The sequence below is a fragment of the Synechococcus sp. B60.1 genome (assembly GCF_047462555.1).
GTDB lineage: Bacteria > Cyanobacteriota > Cyanobacteriia > Thermostichales > Thermostichaceae > Thermostichus.
In genome coordinates this window covers 1-20,034 of sequence record NZ_JANSJN010000048.1, presented here as the reverse complement: position 1 = coordinate 20,034, position 20,034 = coordinate 1, and the positions used below count along the sequence as shown (strand labels likewise).

Annotated in this window: 16 protein-coding genes and 3 pseudogenes; 10 read left to right on the top strand and 9 right to left on the bottom strand. The window is 60.3% G+C overall.

Annotated elements, in window-relative coordinates; genetic code table 11:
- Positions 1-170: 170 nt before the first annotated feature.
- On the top strand, positions 171-1,118 hold the full coding sequence (gshB, locus tag NW863_RS07055) for a glutathione synthase (RefSeq protein WP_414365524.1): 948 nt from the start codon (positions 171-173) through the stop codon (positions 1,116-1,118).
- A 179-nt stretch (positions 1,119-1,297) separates the two neighbouring features.
- Positions 1,298-2,069 (top strand): annotated as a pseudogene (locus tag NW863_RS07050) (IS630 family transposase); the annotation flags it as partial.
- Between the two features lie 1,130 nt (positions 2,070-3,199).
- Here the strand turns inward: NW863_RS07050 and NW863_RS07045 are convergent.
- Positions 3,200-4,303 (bottom strand): annotated as a pseudogene (locus NW863_RS07045) (CHASE2 domain-containing protein); the annotation flags it as partial.
- A gap of 114 nt (positions 4,304-4,417) precedes the next feature.
- Positions 4,418-6,556, bottom strand: a complete 2,139-nt coding sequence (locus NW863_RS07040) for a polyribonucleotide nucleotidyltransferase (RefSeq protein ID WP_414365518.1) — start codon at positions 6,554-6,556, stop codon at positions 4,418-4,420.
- Positions 6,557-6,740: 184 nt separating this feature from the next.
- On the opposite strand from NW863_RS07040, the gene NW863_RS07035 reads away from it, so the two are divergent.
- On the top strand, positions 6,741-6,863 hold the full coding sequence (locus NW863_RS07035) for a hypothetical protein (protein WP_414365516.1): 123 nt from the start codon (positions 6,741-6,743) through the stop codon (positions 6,861-6,863).
- Between the two features lie 182 nt (positions 6,864-7,045).
- A complete protein-coding gene (locus tag NW863_RS07030) occupies positions 7,046-8,686 on the top strand; it encodes a 2-isopropylmalate synthase (protein ID WP_414365522.1) in 1,641 nt (546 codons plus the stop codon).
- Between the two features lie 24 nt (positions 8,687-8,710).
- Here the strand turns inward: NW863_RS07030 and NW863_RS07025 are convergent, their stop codons facing one another.
- The 5 genes from NW863_RS07025 to NW863_RS07005 form a co-directional block, all read right to left on the bottom strand.
- Entirely contained in the window at positions 8,711-9,742 is a 1,032-nt protein-coding gene (locus NW863_RS07025) for an ABC transporter ATP-binding protein (RefSeq protein ID WP_414365514.1), read from the bottom strand.
- 130 nt (positions 9,743-9,872) lie between these two features.
- Positions 9,873-10,076, bottom strand: a complete 204-nt coding sequence (locus tag NW863_RS07020) for a phycobilisome linker polypeptide (protein ID WP_414365520.1) — start codon at positions 10,074-10,076, stop codon at positions 9,873-9,875.
- Between the two features lie 165 nt (positions 10,077-10,241).
- A complete protein-coding gene (gene apcB / locus NW863_RS07015; protein ID WP_414365512.1) occupies positions 10,242-10,727 on the bottom strand; it encodes an allophycocyanin subunit beta in 486 nt (161 codons plus the stop codon).
- Positions 10,728-10,791: 64 nt separating this feature from the next.
- On the bottom strand, positions 10,792-11,277 hold the full coding sequence (apcA, locus tag NW863_RS07010) for an allophycocyanin subunit alpha (RefSeq protein ID WP_011431038.1): 486 nt from the start codon (positions 11,275-11,277) through the stop codon (positions 10,792-10,794).
- A 354-nt stretch (positions 11,278-11,631) separates the two neighbouring features.
- A complete protein-coding gene (locus tag NW863_RS07005) occupies positions 11,632-12,321 on the bottom strand; it encodes a hypothetical protein (RefSeq protein WP_414365510.1) in 690 nt (229 codons plus the stop codon).
- A 301-nt stretch (positions 12,322-12,622) separates the two neighbouring features.
- Here NW863_RS07005 and NW863_RS07000 point away from each other — a divergent pair, with 301 nt between their 5' ends.
- The 6 genes from NW863_RS07000 to NW863_RS06975 all read left to right on the top strand — a co-directional run bounded on the left by NW863_RS07000 (position 12,623) and on the right by NW863_RS06975 (position 18,635).
- Positions 12,623-13,867: an HhoA/HhoB/HtrA family serine endopeptidase gene (locus tag NW863_RS07000; protein WP_414334376.1), complete on the top strand. Its 1,245-nt coding sequence runs from the start codon at positions 12,623-12,625 to the stop codon at positions 13,865-13,867.
- 175 nt (positions 13,868-14,042) lie between these two features.
- Positions 14,043-14,942, top strand: a complete 900-nt coding sequence (locus NW863_RS06995; RefSeq protein WP_414334367.1) for a glycine betaine ABC transporter substrate-binding protein — start codon at positions 14,043-14,045, stop codon at positions 14,940-14,942.
- Between the two features lie 20 nt (positions 14,943-14,962).
- Positions 14,963-15,931, top strand: coding sequence for an ABC transporter ATP-binding protein (locus NW863_RS06990; RefSeq protein ID WP_414348773.1), 969 nt, complete (start codon positions 14,963-14,965; stop codon positions 15,929-15,931).
- Positions 15,928-16,545, top strand: a complete 618-nt coding sequence (locus tag NW863_RS06985) for an ABC transporter permease (protein WP_414365508.1) — start codon at positions 15,928-15,930, stop codon at positions 16,543-16,545. Before NW863_RS06990 ends, NW863_RS06985 begins: the two co-directional genes overlap by 4 nt.
- 57 nt (positions 16,546-16,602) lie before the next feature.
- Positions 16,603-17,985 carry a sigma-70 family RNA polymerase sigma factor gene (locus tag NW863_RS06980; RefSeq protein WP_414334361.1) on the top strand — a complete coding sequence of 461 codons (1,383 nt, stop codon included), beginning with the start codon at positions 16,603-16,605 and terminating at the stop codon, positions 17,983-17,985.
- Between the two features lie 8 nt (positions 17,986-17,993).
- Positions 17,994-18,635 (top strand): VanW family protein, encoded by a 642-nt coding sequence (locus NW863_RS06975; RefSeq protein WP_414365506.1) that lies wholly within the window; start codon positions 17,994-17,996, stop codon positions 18,633-18,635.
- Positions 18,636-18,814: 179 nt separating this feature from the next.
- Here NW863_RS06975 and ubiE read toward each other — a convergent pair whose 3' ends face one another.
- Positions 18,815-19,525, bottom strand: coding sequence for a bifunctional demethylmenaquinone methyltransferase/2-methoxy-6-polyprenyl-1,4-benzoquinol methylase UbiE (ubiE, locus tag NW863_RS06970; protein ID WP_414365504.1), 711 nt, complete (start codon positions 19,523-19,525; stop codon positions 18,815-18,817).
- Positions 19,526-19,576: 51 nt separating this feature from the next.
- Positions 19,577-20,034, bottom strand: a pseudogene (locus NW863_RS06965) (hypothetical protein); the annotation flags it as partial.

Below are 20,034 nucleotides of genomic sequence, written 5' to 3'. Positions count from 1 at the left end.
GGGCAGAGGAAGAGACAAAAATCTCGCCGTAAAGCGGATGGGGAAACCCCACCCGCCTGCGCGGTGGGGTAGTTCATCTTTCTACTACTGCCGAACCGGCCTGCTAGCCGGGAGCAATCCGCTCCAATTTGTTGCATACTCAGGGCAGCTTTTCGTTGCTCAAACCATTCATGCAGGTAGCTTTCATTGTCGATCCGTTGTCTCAGTTGCAGGTGAACCACGACACCAGCGTTGCCTTGATGGAGGCGCTGCAGAGACGAGGCCACCGCATTTTTTGCCTTGGATTGGCTGACCTCTACTGGGATCAAGGGGAAACCTGGGGATCCGTTGAGGAAATTGTGTTGGATCTAGGAGCGGATCCCTGGTACGAGGTCAAAGAACGGCGCTTGTTGCCCTTGAGCCAGATGCAAGCAGTATGGATGCGCAAGGATCCGCCGGTGGACGCGGCCTATCTCTACGCCACCTACCTTCTGGATCATCTCTCCCCCCGCCGCACCCTAGTGCTCAACCATCCTGCCGGGATCCGCTCCGCCAACGAAAAGCTCTATGCTTTGCAATTCCAAGAGTGGATCCCGCGTACCTGCGTCAGCAGCAGCAAGGCCTTGCTACGCCAATTCGTCGAGCAGGTGGGGCAGGCGGTACTCAAGCCCCTGGGCGGCAAGGGTGGGGAAGGGATCCTGCGGATCAACGCCGGCGATCCAAACCTCAATTCCTTAATTGAGCTGAGCACCCAATTCGGTCGGCTGCCCGTGATGGTGCAAGAGTATTTGCCGCAGGCAGCAGCGGGAGATAAGCGCATTTTGCTGCTGGAGGGCGAGCCTTTGGGCGCCGTCAATCGGATCCCTGGGGAGGGGGATTTCCGTGGCAATGTGGCCGCTGGGGGTCGGGTGGAGAAAACCGAGATTGCCGAAAAAGAACGGGCCCTCTGCGCAGCTTTGGCGCCGGTGCTGCGGCAGGAGAAACTCTATTTTGTTGGAATTGATGTCATCGGGGAACGGCTGACAGAGATTAATGTCACCAGCCCAACTATGCTGCGGGAGATCTGCCAGTTAGAAGGGGTTGATTTGGCTGATCAAGTGGCCCAGTGGCTAGAGAAGAAAGTGCCGATCAAAGCGTAAACTACCCCACATCCCCTTCCGAGGAATCTGGTCATTATCCAACAGGTACCCTCTCCAAACTTGGCATTAAGTTCCTCTCCAGCCACTTTCTCCCTTTGAGCTCCCCTGCAAGAGCATAAATGCTACAGCCTGTTAATTTAAAATAGGGTACAGGTATTCAAGAGGAAGGAGAGAAAGAGATGCCAACCCATTCTTTGGATCTACGGCAAAGAGTTGTAGCAGCTTATCAGGCAGGTCAGACCTCTATCCGCCAGGTAGCCGAACGGTTCATGGTGACCAAAAGAACAGTACACCGCTGGGTGCGACAGTACCAACAAACTCAGGACTTAACTCCCAAGAAAGTAGGCACCAAGCGAGTGGGTATTTTGGAACAGCATCGACAGGAAGTGATGGCAATCATTGCAGAACACCCAGACTTTTACCTGTGGCAATACCAAGAACTGTTGCGGGAGCGCTTAGGGATTGATGTAAGTACTGTTACGATACACAACTTCTTGAAAAAGCAAGGGATGACTCTAAAAAAAAGACTTACCGCAGCGCGAGAGTCCAAGAAGAGGAGGTGCAAAGAGAACGACTAGCTTATAGTCAAGAAGGCAGGGATATTGCAGCGGAGGACTTGATTGCCCTCGACCAGACAGGGGTATGGGAGGGAAGAGAACGGGGAGGAGCTCGCAGCTTACGGGGTCAAAGAGCTTAGCATTATTGTCAGAGATGTAAGGGGGAAAAGCATACTGTTATTCGAGCTATTTCCCTGAGAGGTGCGGTTGGCCGTCGTGTCATCAAGGGTGGAATGAGGAAAGGGGATGTTTTGGAGTCTTCGAGAAGTGAGTTATGTCTGAAGCTAGAGGAAGGTTGTGATTATTAACTATCCATAAGAGTTGGGCAGTTGAGGAATTGATTAGGGGGATAGGTGTGCGAATCCTATACCTGCCTGGGTATGCGCCGGAGTTGCTACTGTACCCCTTAACTCTTTAACAGGCTGTATCTCAAGCTCTGGGGGAAGCTATGCCTGTGGTCTGCTGGGGCTGGGCGACCAGCTAGGCAAGAAAGAAGCCTCAATGCAGACAAAAGTTCCCTTTTCCCGGTGTTGTCCAAGTCTTTCAAAGTGGCATCTCCCAGTGCAGCTCGACGTAGGTATAGCCCTCCGGGGTGTGGGTGCGATGCCAGGATCCCTTGGGCAGGTAGCGGGCAATGGTATTCATGGCCTTGCTGCCATAGCCGCCACCGGGGCTGGGGGCGTATTCTACGCCGTCATTGATGACCGACAAGCAGCAGTGGCGCTCCTTTTGCACCAACGACACCTTGACGAAGGAGGCGTTGCCCTTGGGAGGTTGCACATGGGCGATGACATTGCCGATGGCCTCTCGCAAAAAGCGCAAGATATCCTCCCGTTGGTCAAACCACTCGCTAGTATTGGGCTCCTCCAGAGGTTGCAGATGGCGCTCCACAGGCAAGGTCAGGCTGCCCGTCCGAATCAGCTCGTCCAGATAGGTGTCAATGCCCCGGTGCAAGCCCTCCCGCAAGCTAGGGGAAATGCGCAGCTTGGTGGCCAGGGTGCGCACATCGTTAAGCTGCTCGCGAATGCCTCGCCCGATCCTTTCCAGTTGTTCCAGCAGACGATCGTAAATGGCAGGATCGGGATCCTTACCCTGCTGCTGTTGCCATTGCAAGCTTTCCAGCTCGTCCATCACCACCTTCAGCTCCTGCAGCTCACGATCGTGAATGTCGGTGGCAATGCGGTAGAGCAGCTTGCGGGCTTGGTCGATGGCGGCCTCCTGCTCGGCCCGGCGCAGACGCTCCAGTTCCTGTTGTTGGGCCAAGAGCCGCTCCTGGTTCTCCAGGATTACCAAGGTCAGAAGCAGGCTCACCCCCGCTAGGCCGACAGCCAAAGCCGGCAAGGTCAGTGGCCAAATCCAACGCCACAGCAAAAATTGGGTTACGGCCCACCCCTCATAAGCGGTCAGCCCCACCACCGGCCAGAGGAGAAACCGCTGTTGTTTCCAGTCCCGGCAATTCTGTCGCGGGGAGGGGCGATAGAGCACCAAGCTCAGGCCCGTTCCCGCACCCAGCAGGAAGACAACCCCCGCCGCTAGCCCTGCCGGCAGGGATCGGTACACCTCTCCGGTGAGCAGGCTCGAGAGGATTTGCGCTTGCAGCTCGACTGCCGCAATCTGGGATCCATCCACCGTCCGCACCGGGAAGGTCTCCGGGTACCCCCCCACAAAGCCCACTAGGACGATTTTGTCTCGTAGTTGGTCGGCAACTTTGGGGTCGAGGGGAGGGATCCCTTCTTGGCCGCGGCAGGCTTGGCCGGGGCTGAGCGTTGGGGAGCCGGATCCCGTCTGGGAGATCACCGGCGGACAGATCTGCTCGATGGGAATGATGGGGATGCTGTGCTGGGATCCAAGGGGGTTGAATTGAACTGGCTGCAAACCCCGTTCGCGCAACCAGCGGCTGGCCCGCTCCGGGTCGTACTTGGCAAAAGCCAAGGCCTCCGCCGAGGCAAACATCTGCTCCTTCTGGCTGTCGCGGCGTAGGTAAAGCCCCCGCAACTGGGCCTGGCGCAGGATTCCAGCCCCGTCCAGGCGGTGTTGCACCACTCCCTGGACATGTTCCGGTGCCACTAAGTACTCCAGCCGCAGGGAGGAAAAGGGCAAAAAGTGGTTGTAGATGTTGATCTCAGAACGACCAAAGCTCTCACTGCTGCGGGTAGCCAAGACCACGCGATCTGGGTAGCGCTGGATAACCTGACGCAGGGGAGCATCCAGGTCCTCGTTACCCAGATTCTGCGGCACCACAAAGCTACTGGGCAGGTTTAACACCACCACCCTGGCTTTGGCCTCTTCCAGTAGGCGCAAGGTCAGGCCAGCGTAGTTAGCCCGTTCCAGGAGAAAGTCAACATTGTGCTGGCCATCACCATTTTTTCCCTGCCCATCGCTGCGGCCATCGATGCCGATGATCACCACCTCCGGGGAAGGCTGCTGAGGGCCGCGCCAAGCGTAGAGCCATTCCTGGGCGTCGCTCTCCAGCCGCAGCAACAAAGGGTGCTGGGCAGAAAGGTTGAGCAAGGTGGCCCACCCTAGGCCCCAAGCCAAGGCCCAGCCCAGTCGCCGCCGAGAGGGAGACAGTTGCTTTTGAGGATCACGCCCTTGGCCAGCGAGAAGGGGAGCAGCGAGATTCGGCATAGGGGGCTGTTGAGGCCAACAAGTTGAAGAGTGCCTCCTCTGCCATCTTGGCCGCCGACAACGGCCGGCGAGAGGATCCCTTGCCCACCCAGTTGCTGGGGAAAAATCGCAACTTCAGGGGTGATGGTTGCGCACCCGTGCCGCCTCCTCGGGACTAATGCCGAGACGGGTGAGGTTAACGCGGCCCTTGTGGTCGATGCTGCGCACCTTGACCACCACCTCATCCTCCACAGCCACCTCATCTTCTACCCGGGTGACGCGGTACTCCGCCAGTTGCGAGATGTGGATCATGCCCTCTTTGCCGGGCAAGAACTCCACAAAGGCGCCGATGGGGATGATGCGGGTCACCTTGCCCAGGTACACCTGCCCCTCTTCTACCCGCCGCACTAGGTTTTCGATCATCGCCCGCGCCGCTTCTGCCTGGCCGCCTACCGAGGAGGATACGGTGATCGTGCCATCGTCGCTGATGTCCACCTTGGCTCCTGTCGCTTCCGTGATGCTACGCACCATTTTGCCGCCAGGGCCGATGATCTTGCCGATATCTTCCGGATCCACCTTGAACGTGAGCAGACGGGGAGCCGTTTTGGCCAACTGGGGTCGAGGTGCTGGGAGAACCTCCAGCATCTTGTCGAGGATATAGTCACGCCCGGCCTTAGCCTGCAGGATGGCTTTCTCCACCACATCCACGGTGATGCCGGTAATTTTCATGTCCATCTGCAAAGCGGTGATCCCGGCCCGCGTGCCGGCCACCTTGAAGTCCATATCCCCCAAAAAGTCCTCGATGCCCTGGATGTCGGTGAGGATGCGCACCTCGTCCCCTTCCTTAATTAGACCCATGGCTACACCGCTGACCGGCGCTTTGATCGGCACCCCGGCATCCATCAAGGACAGAGTAGAGCCACAGACGGATCCCATCGAGGTGGAGCCATTGGAGGAGAGCACCTCCGACACCACCCGCACCACGTAGGGAAACTCCTCTTCCTTGGGCAGCACCGGCACCAAGGCCCGCTCCGCCAGCGCCCCATGTCCAATTTCCCGCCGTCCTGGCGAGCGTGAGGGCCGCACCTCTCCCACGGAAAAGCCGGGGAAGTTGTAGTGGTGCATGTAGCGCTTTTCGTCCACCGGGTGCAGATCGTCCAACTCCTGGGCATCGCCAGGGGTACCTAGGGTGGTGATGGAAAGAATTTGGGTGAGGCCGCGGTTGAACAGAGCGCTGCCGTGTACCCGCGGGATCAAGCCTACCCGGCAAGAGACTGGACGCACCTCGTCTAGCTTGCGCCCATCTACCCGCACCCCCTCCTGCAAGATCTGCTGGCGCATCAGCTTTTTGGTCAAAGCCTTGAACTGGTTGTCCAATTCCTTAGGATTTTCCAGGAGGTAGAGCCGCAAGGGATCTCCCTCTGGCCGTTCCTGGATCTGGGCCTCCAGCTTGGCCTTGATCGCCTCCAGTTGTTGCTCGCGGCTGGTCTTGTCTAGGAACTGCCTAAGGATGGAGCGAATGCTCTCTTGGGCGTGTTCCGCCACAAAGGCAATCAGCTCCTCGTTTTGGGGGGGCGGGGGCAGCTCCACAGGGGTGATGTTGAGATCGGCAAAAACTTGCTGTTGGGCCTTGAGCAGCTCTTGAACGGCCTCGAAACCGAACTCAATGGCCTCGACCACGTCCTTTTCCGGCAGTTGGTTGGCGCCGGCCTCCACCATGATCACGCCGTCAGCACAGCCAGCCACCACCAAATCCAGATCGCCGGCCTCGATTTCGGCATAGGTGGGGTTGAGGATGAACTCATCTTTAACCAAGCCAACCCGCACCGCCGCCACCGGGCCGTTGAAGGGGATGCGAGCACCATGGATGGCCAGCGAGGCCCCCAAAATACACAACACATCGGGCGGCACCTTGTCGTCTACCGAGAGGGTAGTGGCCACGATTTGCACATCGTCCCGCAGCCATTCTGGGAACAAAGGCCGCAGGGGCCGGTCTATAAGACGAGAGATCAGGGTGGCCCGCTCGGGTGGCCGACCTTCCCGCCGCAAGTAGCCTCCTGGGATCCGCCCGGCAGCGTAGAGCCGCTCCTCATAGTCCACCAGCAAAGGCAAGAAATCGACACCGGCCCGGCCGGGTTGTCGCGTAGCCGTAACCAAGACCGAAGTTTCCCCAGAAGTTAACCAGACTCCGCAACCTGCCTGGGGAGCCATCAACCCAATATTGATGTCAATTTCCCGCCCGTAAAAGGAAATCGACCGAGTATATTCTGCCATGTAACGCTTCGCCTTCTTTTTTTCTTGCCGCTATCGTAGCATTCTCTTTTTGCTTTGTTCTTTGGTGGTAGAGAGTTGGGGCGTCGCCAAAAACTGTTTTTCTGGCTCTGGCCAGGGATCCGCAGCAAGGCCAGGGTATAGGCCAGATGCTCGCTCGAAGCCAACCTAAGGGGCGCCTGTGCTGATGCTAGAGCCGCTGACCCCTGCCCAAATCAGGGCCTACTTGGATTGCATTGGCTACGTCGGCCCCACCCTGCGCCAGATCCACCTGGCCCACCTGACGAGAGAGAATACGAACACCTGCTGACCTGAGCCTTCGGGATCCGCTTTCCCACAACCTCTTCCGCCCCCGAGAGAAAGATGGCAAGACCTACAGCCACTCCGACAGAAGCCCGCCAGCTCTCTTCCAAACCCGATCCCAAACTCCATCCAGCAGTGCCAGAATAAGATGTCAAAATAAAAAGCGCTGTTTCGTTGTCCGAAAAGATTATGGATGCTGCGGCGGTTTCCACATTTGATGGCCAAGCTCTGGATCACGTGCTCATTTTCGACACCACCCTGCGCGACGGGGAGCAGTGTCCCGGCGCCACGCTGAACACCGAAGAGAAGCTGGCCATCGCCCGGCAACTGGCCCGGCTGGGGGTCGATATCATTGAAGCTGGGTTTGCCTATGCCAGCCCCGGGGACTTCGAGGCGGTGCAGAAGGTGGCCGAGCAGGTGGGCACCCCCGACGGCCCTGTCATTTGCAGCCTGGCCCGCGCCCTCAAGGCCGACATCGAAGCGGCAGCCGAAGCTCTTAAACCCGCCGCCAAGCCCCGTATCCACACCTTTATCTCCACCTCGGACATTCACCTCAAGTACCAGTTGCGCAAGACCCGCGCCGAAGTGCTGCAAATTGCCGAAGAGATGGTGGCCTACGCCAAGTCCTTCGTGGACGATGTGGAGTTCTCCATGATGGACGCCACCCGTTCCGATCCGGAGTTTCTCTACCAGGTGATCGAGGCAGCCATTCGGGCCGGCGCCAAAACCATCAACATCCCGGACACCGTCGGCTATGTCATGCCTGAGGAGTTCGGCCAACTGATCAAGGGCATCCGCGAGAATGTGCCCAACATCAAGCAGGCCATTATCTCGGTTCACGGCCACGACGACCTGGGAGTCTCAGTAGCCAACTTTCTGGAGGCGATCAAGCAGGGGGCACGGCAAGTGGAAGTGACCATCAACGGCATCGGCGAGCGGGCCGGCAACGCGGCGCTGGAAGAGTTGGTGATGGCCCTGCACGTGCGCCGCAGTTACTTCAACCCCTACTTTGGCCTGCCGGTGGACTCGGAAAAACCCCTCACCCACATCAAAACCCAGGAGATCTACCGCACCTCCCGCCTGGTCTCCAACCTCACCGGCATGTTGGTGCAGCCCAACAAGGCCATTGTCGGTGCCAACGCCTTTGCCCACGAATCGGGCATCCACCAAGACGGCATGCTCAAAAACCGCCAGACCTACGAGATTATGGACGCCCAGACCATCGGCTTGCAATCGAGCACGCTGGTGCTGGGCAAACACTCGGGCCGCAACGCCTTCCGTACCCGCCTCCGGGAGTTGGGCTTCGAGCTCTCAGAGCAGGATTTGAACAAAGCCTTCCTGCGCTTCAAAGAGCTGGCGGACAAGAAGAAAGAGATCACCGACCTGGATCTGGAGGCAATCGTCAACGACGAGACCCGCCCGGTACCCGATCTCTACCGCCTGGAGCACGTGCAAGTGGTGTGCGGCAACCACGAGGCTCCCACCGCCACCGTGCGCCTGATCACCCCTGAGGGTGAAGAGCGGGTGGACGCCGCCGTGGGCACAGGTCCGGTGGACGCGGTGTACAAAGCCATCAACCGCATCGTCAACATCCCCAATAAGTTAATCGAGTTTTCCGTCCAGTCGGTTACCGCCGGCATCGACGCCATGGGGGAAGTCACCATTCGCCTGCGCCACGAGGATCGCGTCTTCTCTGGCCACGCCGCCAATACGGATATCATCGTTGCCTCAGCCCAAGCCTATATGAACGCCCTCAATAAGCTTTACGCCGCTCTGCACGCGGCCCGCTCGACGGCTGAGCAACGGCAGGCTGCCACCCAGAAGATCTGATGGGCTGCCGCCAGGAGTGCTCCTCTAGGAGCGGGCTGCAGGGATCCCTTCCGCAAACACCCGCCTGATTACTTCCTCGATCGGCGGGTCTGTTACCGTCAAGTCCAGCACCTCCAGATCCGCCAGGAGCTGGGCAACCGTCTGGGTGAGGTGTTCCCGCCGCACCCACAGCCGCACCTCACAGCTGCTGCCGGGATCCCCCTCGCTGCGCAGCTCTCCATAGACTTGCAATTGGGCGAGGGGGCAGGGGCGAGCCAATTCCAGCTTCACCTCGCGATAGGGGGCAAAGCGCTGCCGCAGCTCCTCGAGGCCGCCATCGTAAATGAGTTGCCCGGCGCTGATCACCAGCACCCGTTCACAGAGCGCCGTAATGTCGGCCATGTAGTGGCTGGTCAACAAGACTGTTGCCCCGTAGCGGCGGTTGTAGTCCCGCAGAAATTGCCGCACGGCGGCCTGAGCGTTAACATCCAACCCCAAGGTCGGCTCATCCAAAAACAAGATCTGCGGGCGGTGGATCAGGGCCGCCAGCAGTTCCGCCTTCATCCGCTCCCCCAGAGAAAGCTTGCGCACTGGCTGCTTCAGCTTGCCCTGCAGGTCGAGCAGCTCCGCCAACTCCCCCACTCGCTCGCGAAACTCCTTTTCCGGGATCTCATAAACGGCAGCGTTAATCCGCAGAGAATCTATGGCCGGCAGATCCCAGATAAGCTGTTGCTTCTGGCCCATCACCAGGGTGATCTGCCGCAAAAAAGCTGGCTCCCGCCGGTAGGGCATATGGCCGACCACCTGCAGCGTGCCCCCGGAAGGGTAGATGAGACCCGCCAGCATCTTGAGGGTAGTGGTCTTGCCTGCCCCGTTCGGCCCCAAAAAACCCACCACCTCCCCCGGCTGAATCTGGAAGCTCATGGATTGCACCGCTGCGATGTAGTGATAGGTACGGCGAAAAAAGTGGCGCAACGTACCGACCACCCCCGCTTCCTTAATGGCTACCGGGTAAACCTTGCTCAGGTCGCGAGCCACGATGATCGGCTCAGGTCGGATTGGCACGTCAGACGACATAGCTCCTCACCCCCTAAAACAATCAGATCCGCTAGCCCAACTTCAAGGGCAAACCTCCTGAAGCTGGGCATGTCGGATCTGGCTGGGGGTATTCTCAGTATGGAGGAGAAACAGCAAACAGGCAGGGGAACTACAGCAGTCCTACGTCTATCCCAGGCTTGCCGGCAACCAGCTCCACCTTCAGGATACGGCCACCCGACTTTTGGATACGCTGTTGCTCCCGAAACCAGTTGTCGTAGGGCACCAGCTTCGTGAAGTAGGTATTTTGCAGCTCCCGCTGGGTGCGAATGCGGGTTTGGCTGGGCACACAGGCCGTGATCTTAAACAGGCGCATGATAAAGGATCCCTGTTGACAGCAAAGTAACTGACTTGACCAGCAAAACAGGCGACTCACCTCAGAAAGCTCGCGTACCCCAGTTAGCACACCAGATCCCTGCGGCAAATCGCCTGTCATGCTCGTTAGACAATGAACCTCACGCCAAGGCAATGACGCTGGCAGTTAGCTCAGGCCAGAGCAGATGTAGTCGAAGTACACACCCATTTCCTTGCCGGCTTCAGGCCCCACCAGGGCAGCGGTTACTTCTTTCATGGCTTGAATGGCCTGAATGGTGGCCCCAATCGGCACTCCCAGCGAGTTATAGGTCTCTTTGAGGCCGTTGAGCACCCGCTCGTCGAGGATGGAGGGATCCCCAGCCAACATGGCGTAGGTAGCGTAGCGCAGGTAGTAGTCCATGTCGCGGATGCAAGCGGCATAGCGACGGGTGGTGTACATGTTACCACCGGGACGGGTGAGGTCGGAGTAGAGCAACGCCTTGGCCGCCGCATCTTTAACAATGGTGGAGGCGTTGGCCGCGATTGTAGCAGCCGCTCGCACCCGCAGCTCGCCCGTGGCGAAGAAAGCCTTCAACTTGTCCATGGCCGAGCTGTCGAGATACTTGCCTTGGACGTCGTAGCTATTGATCACAGCAGTAATCGCGTCTTGCATGATGAGCTTCCTAAATCCAAATCGGTGAACGTTAAACAGTTGCGCGGTTAGAACAATGTAGGGATTAGCTCATTGCCCCTACCACAAAGTCAAAGTAGTAACCGGCCTCAGCCGCGTCCTCAGGAGACAACAGGCCCATGGCCACCTGCTTCATTTGGCGAATGCTCTCGGCCACCGCCGGAATAGGCGTGCCCAAAGAGTTGTACATCTCCCGCACCCCCACCAAGCCAATCTCCTCAATCGGGGTGACATCGCCGGCAACGATCCCGTAGGTGATCAGGCGCAGGTAGTAGTCCATGTCCCGCAGGCAAGTTGCCGTCATCTCCTCTCCGTAAGCATTGCCACCTGGGGAGACGATGTCAGGACGCTTCTGGAAGAGTTGATCGGCAGCTTGTTTGACGATGCGCTCGCGAGACTCAGTCAAGACTTGAGCGATGCGCAGCCGCTTCTCGCCGGAGGTAACAAAGGACTTGATCCGATCCAGCTCCCCCGGGCTGAGGTAGCGGGCTTCTGCATCCGCATTCACAATCGATTTCGTGACAACACTCATGGACATCCATCCTCAAGTCAATTTTTTTAAAGAGTATGACGAGCATACCCGCAAGCTATTTTCCGACATGCTTGCCGTCTGCCATCTCAGATCTTCACACTTCTTAAAATGCCTCCCAGGAAAGGAGCGCTCCCTTCCCGTCAACTCCTGCAGCGGCTGTCCGGCAAGGGGGACGTTTGTCAATAAGCGTAAAACAGTCCCTGCTGGGCCAGCCGGAATAGACCCAGGTGGCCACAGAGCAACCCACCCCTGCTTAGCTTTGCGGAGTGGGCAATAGCTTGAGGGCGGGCAGTGTGGCAAGGGATGGCGATCGGCGCTAGGGAGTTAAAGTTAAGTTGCGCTTTTCAGGTGTCGCTAGGGCAGATAGGGCTGAAAGTCCTGAGTGACCGTCAGGGTCAGGTTGGCGTTGGGATCGATCACCGCCACCTCCGGCGCCGTCACATTGCCGATCACGGCCCCCGCTGCCGCTCCACCTAGCACCTTCTCCGTCGAGATCACCCGGTCGCCAAACAGGCCGCCCAAGATCGCCCCTGCCGCCGCCCCGATCAGGGCATCCTGCACAACTGCCTCTGCAGAAGTGTGGCGGGGATCCTTGCGCAGCGGGATTACCTGGCTTTGGGCGTAGAGAGGATAGGATTGGCCGTTGAAGATCAAGGCCCGCGAGACAAACTGGGTGCCGCCGCTCACCGGCTGGAATTGGCCTTCTAGGATAGCTCCCGCCGGCACGACCATGTTGCCGTAGATATCCCGCAGGGGAGTCTCCAGGCTAAGGCTGACGGCGCGGGTTTCGCCAGGGGCAATCAAGAGGGCTTCCGGAGAGCGATGCACGGCTTGGATGAGATCCCCAGAGCGCAACAGCAAGGTGGTTTGCAGTTGAAAGGGCTGGCTTGGCTCATCAGGGGGAAGGGGGTTCACCGGGCGCCATCCCTGGCCGGGGGGCGGTGGCGGCAAGGGATCCCTTTGCGCCAAAACCGGGGTGGCTGCCCGTAGCCAGAGAAAACCGGCGAGTAGAGGAGCCAACAGACGACGGGCTGGGTTGGTCATGGTCTTACCCCCGATCTACCACTTCTACGTTAGCTGTAAGCCGGCCAAAGCTGGGGACAACAGCCCTGTCTGGCCTTCTATCCCCATCAAAGCCAGTTGGATATAGGGTGGCTACTCCAGGCAAGCAGATTCCGCTGCTCTTCAACCCAGATGGAAGTACGGAAAAGCGCCGCGGCTGCCGCCTTGGGATCCCTGCTGTCCATGCTAGATTAGGCCCTAGGTTTCGCAGGGGGCCAAGGTATTTCTGCGCTCCCAGCTCTTCTCTTCCTTGACTCAGGTAGCTATGAAGCGCAGCACATCCATGCCGGGCCAACCTTCTCCCAGTTCAGAAGCTTCTGCTCAACCTGCCCGTTTGCATCAGCAGGACGGAGTTCGTTCCTTTTTTGAGCCTTTGGCCGTTCTTAAGTCTCTTCTCTCGCCGCTGCTGCTGGTGCTCTTGGGCATTGGGCTAGGAGCAGCTCTCATGGGAAGCAACGGAGTATCTGCGCAAACGACGGCAACCCCGCCCCAACTGAACCTGAATTTTATCGCCGAGGTGGCGCAAAAGGTGGGGCCGGCGGTGGTGCGCATCGACTCCGAGCGGACGGTGCGCGTTCCGGGCGCTTTTCCAGAGGAGTTCTTTAGCGATCCCTTCTTCCGGGATTTCTTTGGCCAAGCGATCCCTTCCATCCCCCGCCAACGGCGGCAACAGGGCACTGGCTCCGGCTTTATCATCAGCCCGGACGGCCAGATCATCACCAACGCCCATGTGGTCGAGGGATCCGACAAGGTGACGGTGACGCTCAAGGATACCCGCAGCTTTGACGGCAAAGTAATTGGCACCGATCCGGTGACGGACATTGCGGTGGTGAAGATCGAGGCCCAGAACCTGCCGACGGTGAAGCTGGGCCGCTCCGAACTGCTGGAGCCGGGCCAGTGGGCCATTGCCATCGGCAACCCCCTGGGGCTGGACAACACCGTAACCGCTGGGATCATCAGCGCTTTGGGCCGCTCCAGCGGCGAGATCCGCGTGCCCGACAAGCGGGTGTCTTTTATCCAGACGGATGCGGCCATCAACCCCGGCAACTCAGGCGGCCCCCTGCTCAATGCTCAAGGGGAGGTGATCGGGGTGAACACGGCTATCATCCAAGGGGCGCAAGGGCTGGGCTTTGCCATTCCCATCGAGACAGCCCAGCGGGTGGCCAACCAGTTGATCGCCCGCGGCAAGGTGGATCACCCCTACCTGGGCATCCGTATGCTCACCCTCACCCCCGACCTGAAGGAACGTCTCAACCAGGATCCCAACAGCCGCATTTTCGTGACGGTGGATCAGGGGGTGCTCATCGGCGAGGTGATCCAGGGATCCCCGGCAGAGCGGGCGGGCCTGCGCGCCGGAGACATCATTCTTGCCATCAATGGCCGCGCCGTCACCACCGCCGACCAAGTGCAACAGGAGGTGGAGCGCACCGAGGTGGGCAGCACCCTGGAGCTGGAGATCGAGCGAGCTGGGCGGCGGCAGAAGATCCGGGCCGTCACCGGATCGTTCCCGGCCCCCGGCAGAGGCTAATGGGATGGGGTTGAGGCTCTGGGGCGGGGCAATGCCGGTAGTGCCGCTGTCGCTCTTGCAGTTACGGATCGGGGACAATAATGGTTTAATGGTGGCTTAGCAGTCGCAACTTCCTGGCCCAGGCCGGAACACTCTCGGCAGGGCCGCTTGTCTCGAGTTGGGGATCCCTTTTGCCATGCTCAAAACCACTCGTCGCCTGGCTCTGCTGGCCCTCTCGGGGCTGGCCGCCCTTGTTCTTGCCCCTCAAGCGGGCCTTGCCAAACCGATTGTGGTCGGCTCTAAGGACTTCACCGAGCAGTTTATCTTGGGGGAAATGTACGCCTTGGCTCTGGAGGCGGCGGGGTTGGCGGTGGAGCGCAAGCTCAACTTGGGGGGAACGCCGGTGGCCCATGCCGGCCTGCTGAGCGGCGAGATCGATCTCTACCCGGAGTACACCGGCACCGGCCTGCTGACGGTGCTCAAGCTGCCCAGCAGCAGCGACCCGGCCCAGGTATACGCGACGGTGGCCCGCGAGTACGAGCGCCAGTTCCAATTGGTTTGGCTGGATCCGGCCCCCATGAACAACACCCAGGCCCTGGCCATGACCCGCGCCAGAGCGGCGGAGCTGGGCATCACTACCCTCTCAGACATGGTGGCCAGAGCAGGCGAGCTGGTGATGATCGGGCCGCCGGAGTTTCAAGCCCGCGAAGACGGCCTGCCGGGACTGCGAGCGGTCTACGGCAACTTTCGCCTCAAAGCCTACAAGGCGGTGGATCCCGGCCTGCGCTACCAGGGCTTGGTCAATGGGGAGGCGGATGTGGCGGTGGCCTTTGGCACTGACGGGGAAATTGCCGCCTTTGACCTGGTGGTGCTCAAGGACGACAAGCAGCTTTTCCCCCCTTACCAGGTGGCGCCGGTGGTGCGCAAAGATACCCTGGAGGCCAACCCCGGCATCGCCACTGCTTTGAACGCCCTTGCTCCGTTGCTGACGGACGAGGTGATGCAGCGGCTGAACTACGAGGTGAGCGGCAAGCGCAAGGAGCCGGCAGAGGTGGCGAGATCCTTCTTGGTGGAGGCCGGTATTTTGAAGGAATAGCCGTTGCCCGAGGCCCCGGCGTGAGCACCCTTGAATTCGAGCGGGTATCGCTGCGCTTCCCCCACAGTTCCCGTCCGGCTGTGGAGGAGTGCAGTTTTTCTGTGGCCTCAGGCCAGTTGGTGGTCATCCTCGGCCCTTCCGGCTGCGGCAAAACCACCCTTCTGAAGATGGTGAACCGGCTGCTGGAGCCCACCCAAGGACAGATTCGCCTGGATGGGCAGGATATCCGCCACTTTCCGGTGACGGCGCTGCGCCAGCGCATCGGCTATGTCATCCAGCAGGTGGGGTTGTTTCCCCACATGACGGTGGCCCAGAATGTGGCGGTGGTGCCGCGACTTTTGGGCTGGCCAAGGGAGCGCATCCGCGAGCGAGTGGACGAGCTGCTCAGCTTGGTCAACTTGCCCCCCCAAGAATACCGACGTCGCTACCCGGCTCAACTCTCAGGCGGCCAACAGCAGCGGGTGGGGCTGGCGCGGGCGCTGGCCGGGGATCCGGATCTGCTGCTGATGGACGAACCCTTTGGGGCCCTCGACGCCATCACCCGTAGCAAGCTACAAGATGAGATCCTGCGCCTGCAGCGGCAACTGAGAAAGACCATCCTCTTCGTCTCCCACGACGTGGAAGAGGCGCTGCGCCTGGCAGATCGCATCTTGGTGATGCAGCAGGGGCGAGTGGTGCAGTTCGATACTCCCTTTCGACTGCTCACCCAGCCGGCCACCCCCTTTGTCAGAGAGCTATTGGGGGCAGACGACATGGTGCGGCAACTGAGCGTGCTGCGGGTGGAAACGGCGATGGAGCGGATCCCGCACAACCACCAGATCCAGGAGGGGGCGGTGGTAAAGCCCCACGAAACCCTACGGCGGGCCTTGTCGCTGCTGCTGCGCACGGGGGCGGCGGCTCTCACAGTGTGGGAAGACGGGCGGGCTATCGGCATCGTTACCCTGGATCACATCCGCCATCTGGCCATGCTGGAGGGGGGATCCGCATGAGCTACCTTCTCCGCCATCCCGGCTTGGTGTGGCAGCTTACCCAAGAGCACCTAGCAATGGTGGCGACGGCCTTGGGGATTGCGCTGGTGCTGGCGCTGCCGTTGGCTTTGCTGGTTCACCACGTGCGCTGGCTAGCCCTACCGCTGATGGGGATCCTCAGCATCCTGTACACGGTGCCCAGCCTGGCTCTAATCATTTTGTTGATCCCTTGGTTCGGGCTCAATGCCCGCTCGGTGGTGGTGGCGATGGTGCTCTACTCGCAGGTGATCTTGGTGCGCCACCTGTACGTGGGTTTGCAATCAGTGGAGCCGGCTCTTCTGGAGGCAGCCAAGGGTCTGGGGATGAACCTCTGGCAGCGGTGGTGGCAGGTGCAGCTACCCCTGATGCTGCCGGTTGCCCTGGCCGGCTTGCGGCTGGCGGCAATTGTGGCCATTGCCATTGCCACGGTGGGGGCCAAGTTTGGGGCAGGGGGGCTGGGCACCCTGCTTTTTGAGGGCATTGCCCAGGCCGGTCGCTACGACAAAATCTGGGCTGGATCTCTAGCGGTGGGATCCCTGGCCTTGCTGGTGAACACGGCTCTGCTGGGGCTGGAGTGGGTGGCTCGCCGCGGCTGAGGGGATAGGCTTTCATCAGGTCTATCTTCGTTTCTGTGGGACGACGCTGGGTGTAGCATGGCTGAGCAACCAAGGACTCCGTCTCCCTGGCGCGAGCGGGTGAGGGATTGGCCATCCCGCAGCGATGTGGAGCTGATGGAAGCGCTCACAGCAGGGCATTCTGTTGCCCTGGCTGTACTCTACGATCGCTATGCCGGCTTGATCTGTGGGCTGGCCCTTAAGATCCTGGGCCATGCGGCCGAGGCGGAAGATCTGACTCAGGCGGTGTTTGTCGAACTGTGGCACAAGCCCGACTATGATCCGCGGCAGGGATCCGTGAGCAGTTTTTTGTGTGCGTTGACCCGTTCGCGAGCCATTGAGCGTCTGCGCTCCCAGGATAGCCATCAACGTTTTTTGAAACACTGGCAACCCCTGCTCGCCGCCGATGGCAGTGCTCCGATCCCTTTTGAGCAGCTCTCCCTCGAGGAGCGACGGCAAGCGGTGCAGGAGGCCCTCAGCCAACTGCCGGAAAGCCAACGGCAGGTTCTCGAGCTGCTCTACTACCAGGGGTTGAGCCAGGCGGACATTGCCCAACACTGGGGGATCCCGCTGGAGGCGGTTAAAGCCCGGACTCGCCAGGCCCTCTGCAAGTTGCGGGAATCGCTCTCCTTGGAGTTAAGTTCTGGGTCTGAAGCCGCCTCGCCCCCTTCATCAGAAGCACAGGAAGAACTAGCCGGCTATCTGCTGGGGGACTTGTCTCCTGAACAGGCAAGCGCCCTGGAGGCACGCCTAACCCAAGACCCGCGGTTGCTGGCAGAGTTGCAGGCCCTGCAAGAAACCCTGCATCTGCTGCCCTATGGGTTGCCAGGGGTGATTCCGCCGGCCAGCTTGCGGGGCAAGGTGATGGCAGAGGCGGGCATTGAGGAGGCGCTGACCCCTCTTCAGCCGGCACTGTCCTCTCTGGGGTTCGGTCGCCTCACGGCTGAGTGGCGCTGGGTAGGGGGCTTGGCGGCAGGGGCCTTGGCTTTGCTGGTTTTCGACAACTGGCGACTGCGACAGGCGCTACAACTGGCCCGGCTAGAATCGGTGCAGACATTGTCCCATCTCTTGCAACAGCCGGGATCCCGTCTGGTGAACTTGCAGGGAGAGGTGGGGTCGGCCAACCTGCTGTTGCGCCCAGGAGAGTGGCAGGAGGTGGTCTTGGCGGCAAGGGATCTGCCCCAACCGGCCCCTGGAGAGCGTTACCATCTCTGGCTCAAGCTGGACGACGGCGAGATCCTCCACTGCGGCACCTTTCAGGTGGATGCCCAGGGATCCGCACTTGTGGCCTTGCGCCCGCCACACCCGCTGCCAGAGGGCGCCCGCCCCCAAGAGGTGCTGGTTACGGCCCAAGCCGCTGCCGTCCCTCGCCAACCCCAGGGTGAGGTTCTCTTGAAAGCCAAGGTGTCTTGGGAAAAGTGAAAGGGAAGATGCGGGGATTGGCTTTGTCGGTGGGGTTGGCTCTGGCCCTGCTGGCTCTATGGTGGACGGATCCCACCCCAACCACCCTGAGCCGATACACCACTTCCTTGCAGGAGCGCACTCCCTCGCAGCTCCACAACATTCGCCAGGCTGCCCAAAGCCTGGATGGGGTTTACATTCGGCCAAGGGCAGTTTTTTCTTTCAACCAGGTGGTAGGGCCGCGCACCCTCGAGCGGGGCTATCTGCCTGCACCGGTATTCATGGTGGCCGAAACCCTGGATTCGGTTGGGGGCGGGATCTGTCAAGTCTCCTCCAGCCTATACAACGCGGCTTTGCTGGCGGGGCTGGAGGTGGTGGAAAGGCACCCCCATTACCGACCCGTGGAGTCGGTGCCCCCCGGCCTGGATGCCACCGTTTGGTACGGCTTGGCCGACCTCAAGCTGCGCAACCCCTTCCCTTGGCCGGTGCGCCTGCGCCTTCAGATCCGCGGCCAAAATCTCATCGTGTCGGTGCTGGGACGGGGATCCCGCCACGCCCTCCAGATACCCCCCATTCACGTGGAGCAGCAGCGGCTGGATCCCCCGCATTTGCAGGTGAGCGTCTATCGCGGCAACAAGCTCCTCTCCCAGGATCGCTATGTTGCTCCCTAGCCGCCAAGCCCCTCTTGGCCAAGTCCGCTGCGTCTCCTCGGAGGCCGCATCCTAAGCTGCCTCTTCAACCGGTTTGAGACGCTGGCCAGGCGCTCTGCACTGCTGGTGACCCCCTCACCCCCAGCCCCTCTCCCAAAGAAAGAGGGGGGTCTAAGGAGCGAGGGGAGAAGCCGTTTGGATCATCTTGCAACCACCAGCACTCCCATCATGCCACCGGCTAGGGGGTAAAACTTGGCAGTAGAAAATCCTGCCTGCAAGGCCATTTGCCGCTGCTCTTCGCCAGAGGGGAAGCCGTCCAAACTGGGATCGAGGTAGGCATATTCAGATCCCAGTCCCAGGGTTTGGGCCTGGGCAACGACCTGGGTGTTCAGGTACCAGCGCTGAAAGTGAGCAAGAAACGGGATCCCTGTGGGGCGATGAAAGTCCAAAATAGCGGCACGACAGCCGGGCTTGAGCACCCGGCAAATCTCTCGCAACGCCTGCGGGATATCGGTTACGTTGCGCAGGCCATAGCCCATTGTAACGGCATCAAAACTGTCGTCGGAAAAAGGCAAGGCCAGGGCGTCTCCCAACACCCACTCGAGGAAGTAGCCGGGAAAAAGACGGGAGCGCCGCCGAGCAATATCCAGCATGGCCGGGGAGAAATCCAGGCCGACCACATGTCCCCTTCGTCCCACCCGGCGGGCCAGTTGTAGCGCCAGGTCGCCAGTGCCGCAGCAGAGATCCAACACGTGCCCGCCAGGGCCGGCGCGCGACCAGCGCACAGCCATGCGCTTCCAAACCTGATGCAGGCCCAGGCTCAGGGTTTGGTTGAGGGCATCGTAGTGGGGGGCAATGCGGTCGAAGAGCTCCCGAATCTGCTCAGGGCGCTCAAAGGCTGGGCTGGGCACCGCTTCTCAACTCCGCTTTGCATCGATCGTACCAGCAGTCTCCAGACAGGGCTATTGCGGCACCGGGATCCCGCTCACGCCGACTCGGTGGCGGCGGCTGGGATAATCGGCCAGGCTCAAGGACAAAGACCGGGATCCGGCCAAGCTGGAGGCGGGGATGCGGACAGTTCCCTGGAAGACTTGGCTGTTGGGAGGCAACTCCCCAGGCAGGCCTTGGGTGAGGGCGTTGATTGATCGTCCGGTGTCGTCAGTAACGTTCAGGAAGCTGTAGAGAAAGCGCACCGTCTCTGCCGAATTGTTCTGCATCGCCACGTTCAAAACCACTTGCCCTCCCTCGCGGCGAACTGAGAGCACCTGCATGGCAACCTGCCCGCTGGCAGCCACTTGCCGAGGTGGGGGAGGTGGTGTAAGTGCTGGTGGCGGCGAGGGGCGCAGCAGTTGGGGAGAGGGAGAAGCAGGCCGCAGGGTGGGGGATGGGGCTACCGCCAACTCAGGAGATAAGGGGGGGG

Excerpts from the sequence above, each read along its gene's own strand:
- NW863_RS07000 (WP_414334376.1), top strand. The coding sequence starts at position 12,623 with ATGCCGGGCCAACCTTCTCCCAGTTCAGAAGCTTCTGCTCAACCTGCC.
- NW863_RS07040 (WP_414365518.1), bottom strand. The coding sequence starts at position 6,556 with ATGGCAGAATATACTCGGTCGATTTCCTTTTACGGGCGGGAAATTGAC.
- NW863_RS06975 (WP_414365506.1), top strand. The coding sequence starts at position 17,994 with ATGCGGGGATTGGCTTTGTCGGTGGGGTTGGCTCTGGCCCTGCTGGCT.
- NW863_RS07025 (WP_414365514.1), bottom strand. The coding sequence starts at position 9,742 with ATGTCGTCTGACGTGCCAATCCGACCTGAGCCGATCATCGTGGCTCGC.
- apcB (WP_414365512.1), bottom strand. The coding sequence starts at position 10,727 with ATGCAAGACGCGATTACTGCTGTGATCAATAGCTACGACGTCCAAGGC.
- NW863_RS07030 (WP_414365522.1), top strand. The coding sequence starts at position 7,046 with ATGGATGCTGCGGCGGTTTCCACATTTGATGGCCAAGCTCTGGATCAC.
- NW863_RS06980 (WP_414334361.1), top strand. The coding sequence starts at position 16,603 with ATGGCTGAGCAACCAAGGACTCCGTCTCCCTGGCGCGAGCGGGTGAGG.
- NW863_RS06995 (WP_414334367.1), top strand. The coding sequence starts at position 14,043 with ATGCTCAAAACCACTCGTCGCCTGGCTCTGCTGGCCCTCTCGGGGCTG.
- gshB (WP_414365524.1), top strand. The coding sequence starts at position 171 with ATGCAGGTAGCTTTCATTGTCGATCCGTTGTCTCAGTTGCAGGTGAAC.
- NW863_RS07005 (WP_414365510.1), bottom strand. The coding sequence starts at position 12,321 with ATGACCAACCCAGCCCGTCGTCTGTTGGCTCCTCTACTCGCCGGTTTT.
- apcA (WP_011431038.1), bottom strand. The coding sequence starts at position 11,277 with ATGAGTGTTGTCACGAAATCGATTGTGAATGCGGATGCAGAAGCCCGC.
- NW863_RS07035 (WP_414365516.1), top strand. The coding sequence starts at position 6,741 with ATGCTAGAGCCGCTGACCCCTGCCCAAATCAGGGCCTACTTGGATTGC.
- NW863_RS06985 (WP_414365508.1), top strand. The coding sequence starts at position 15,928 with ATGAGCTACCTTCTCCGCCATCCCGGCTTGGTGTGGCAGCTTACCCAA.
- NW863_RS07020 (WP_414365520.1), bottom strand. The coding sequence starts at position 10,076 with ATGCGCCTGTTTAAGATCACGGCCTGTGTGCCCAGCCAAACCCGCATT.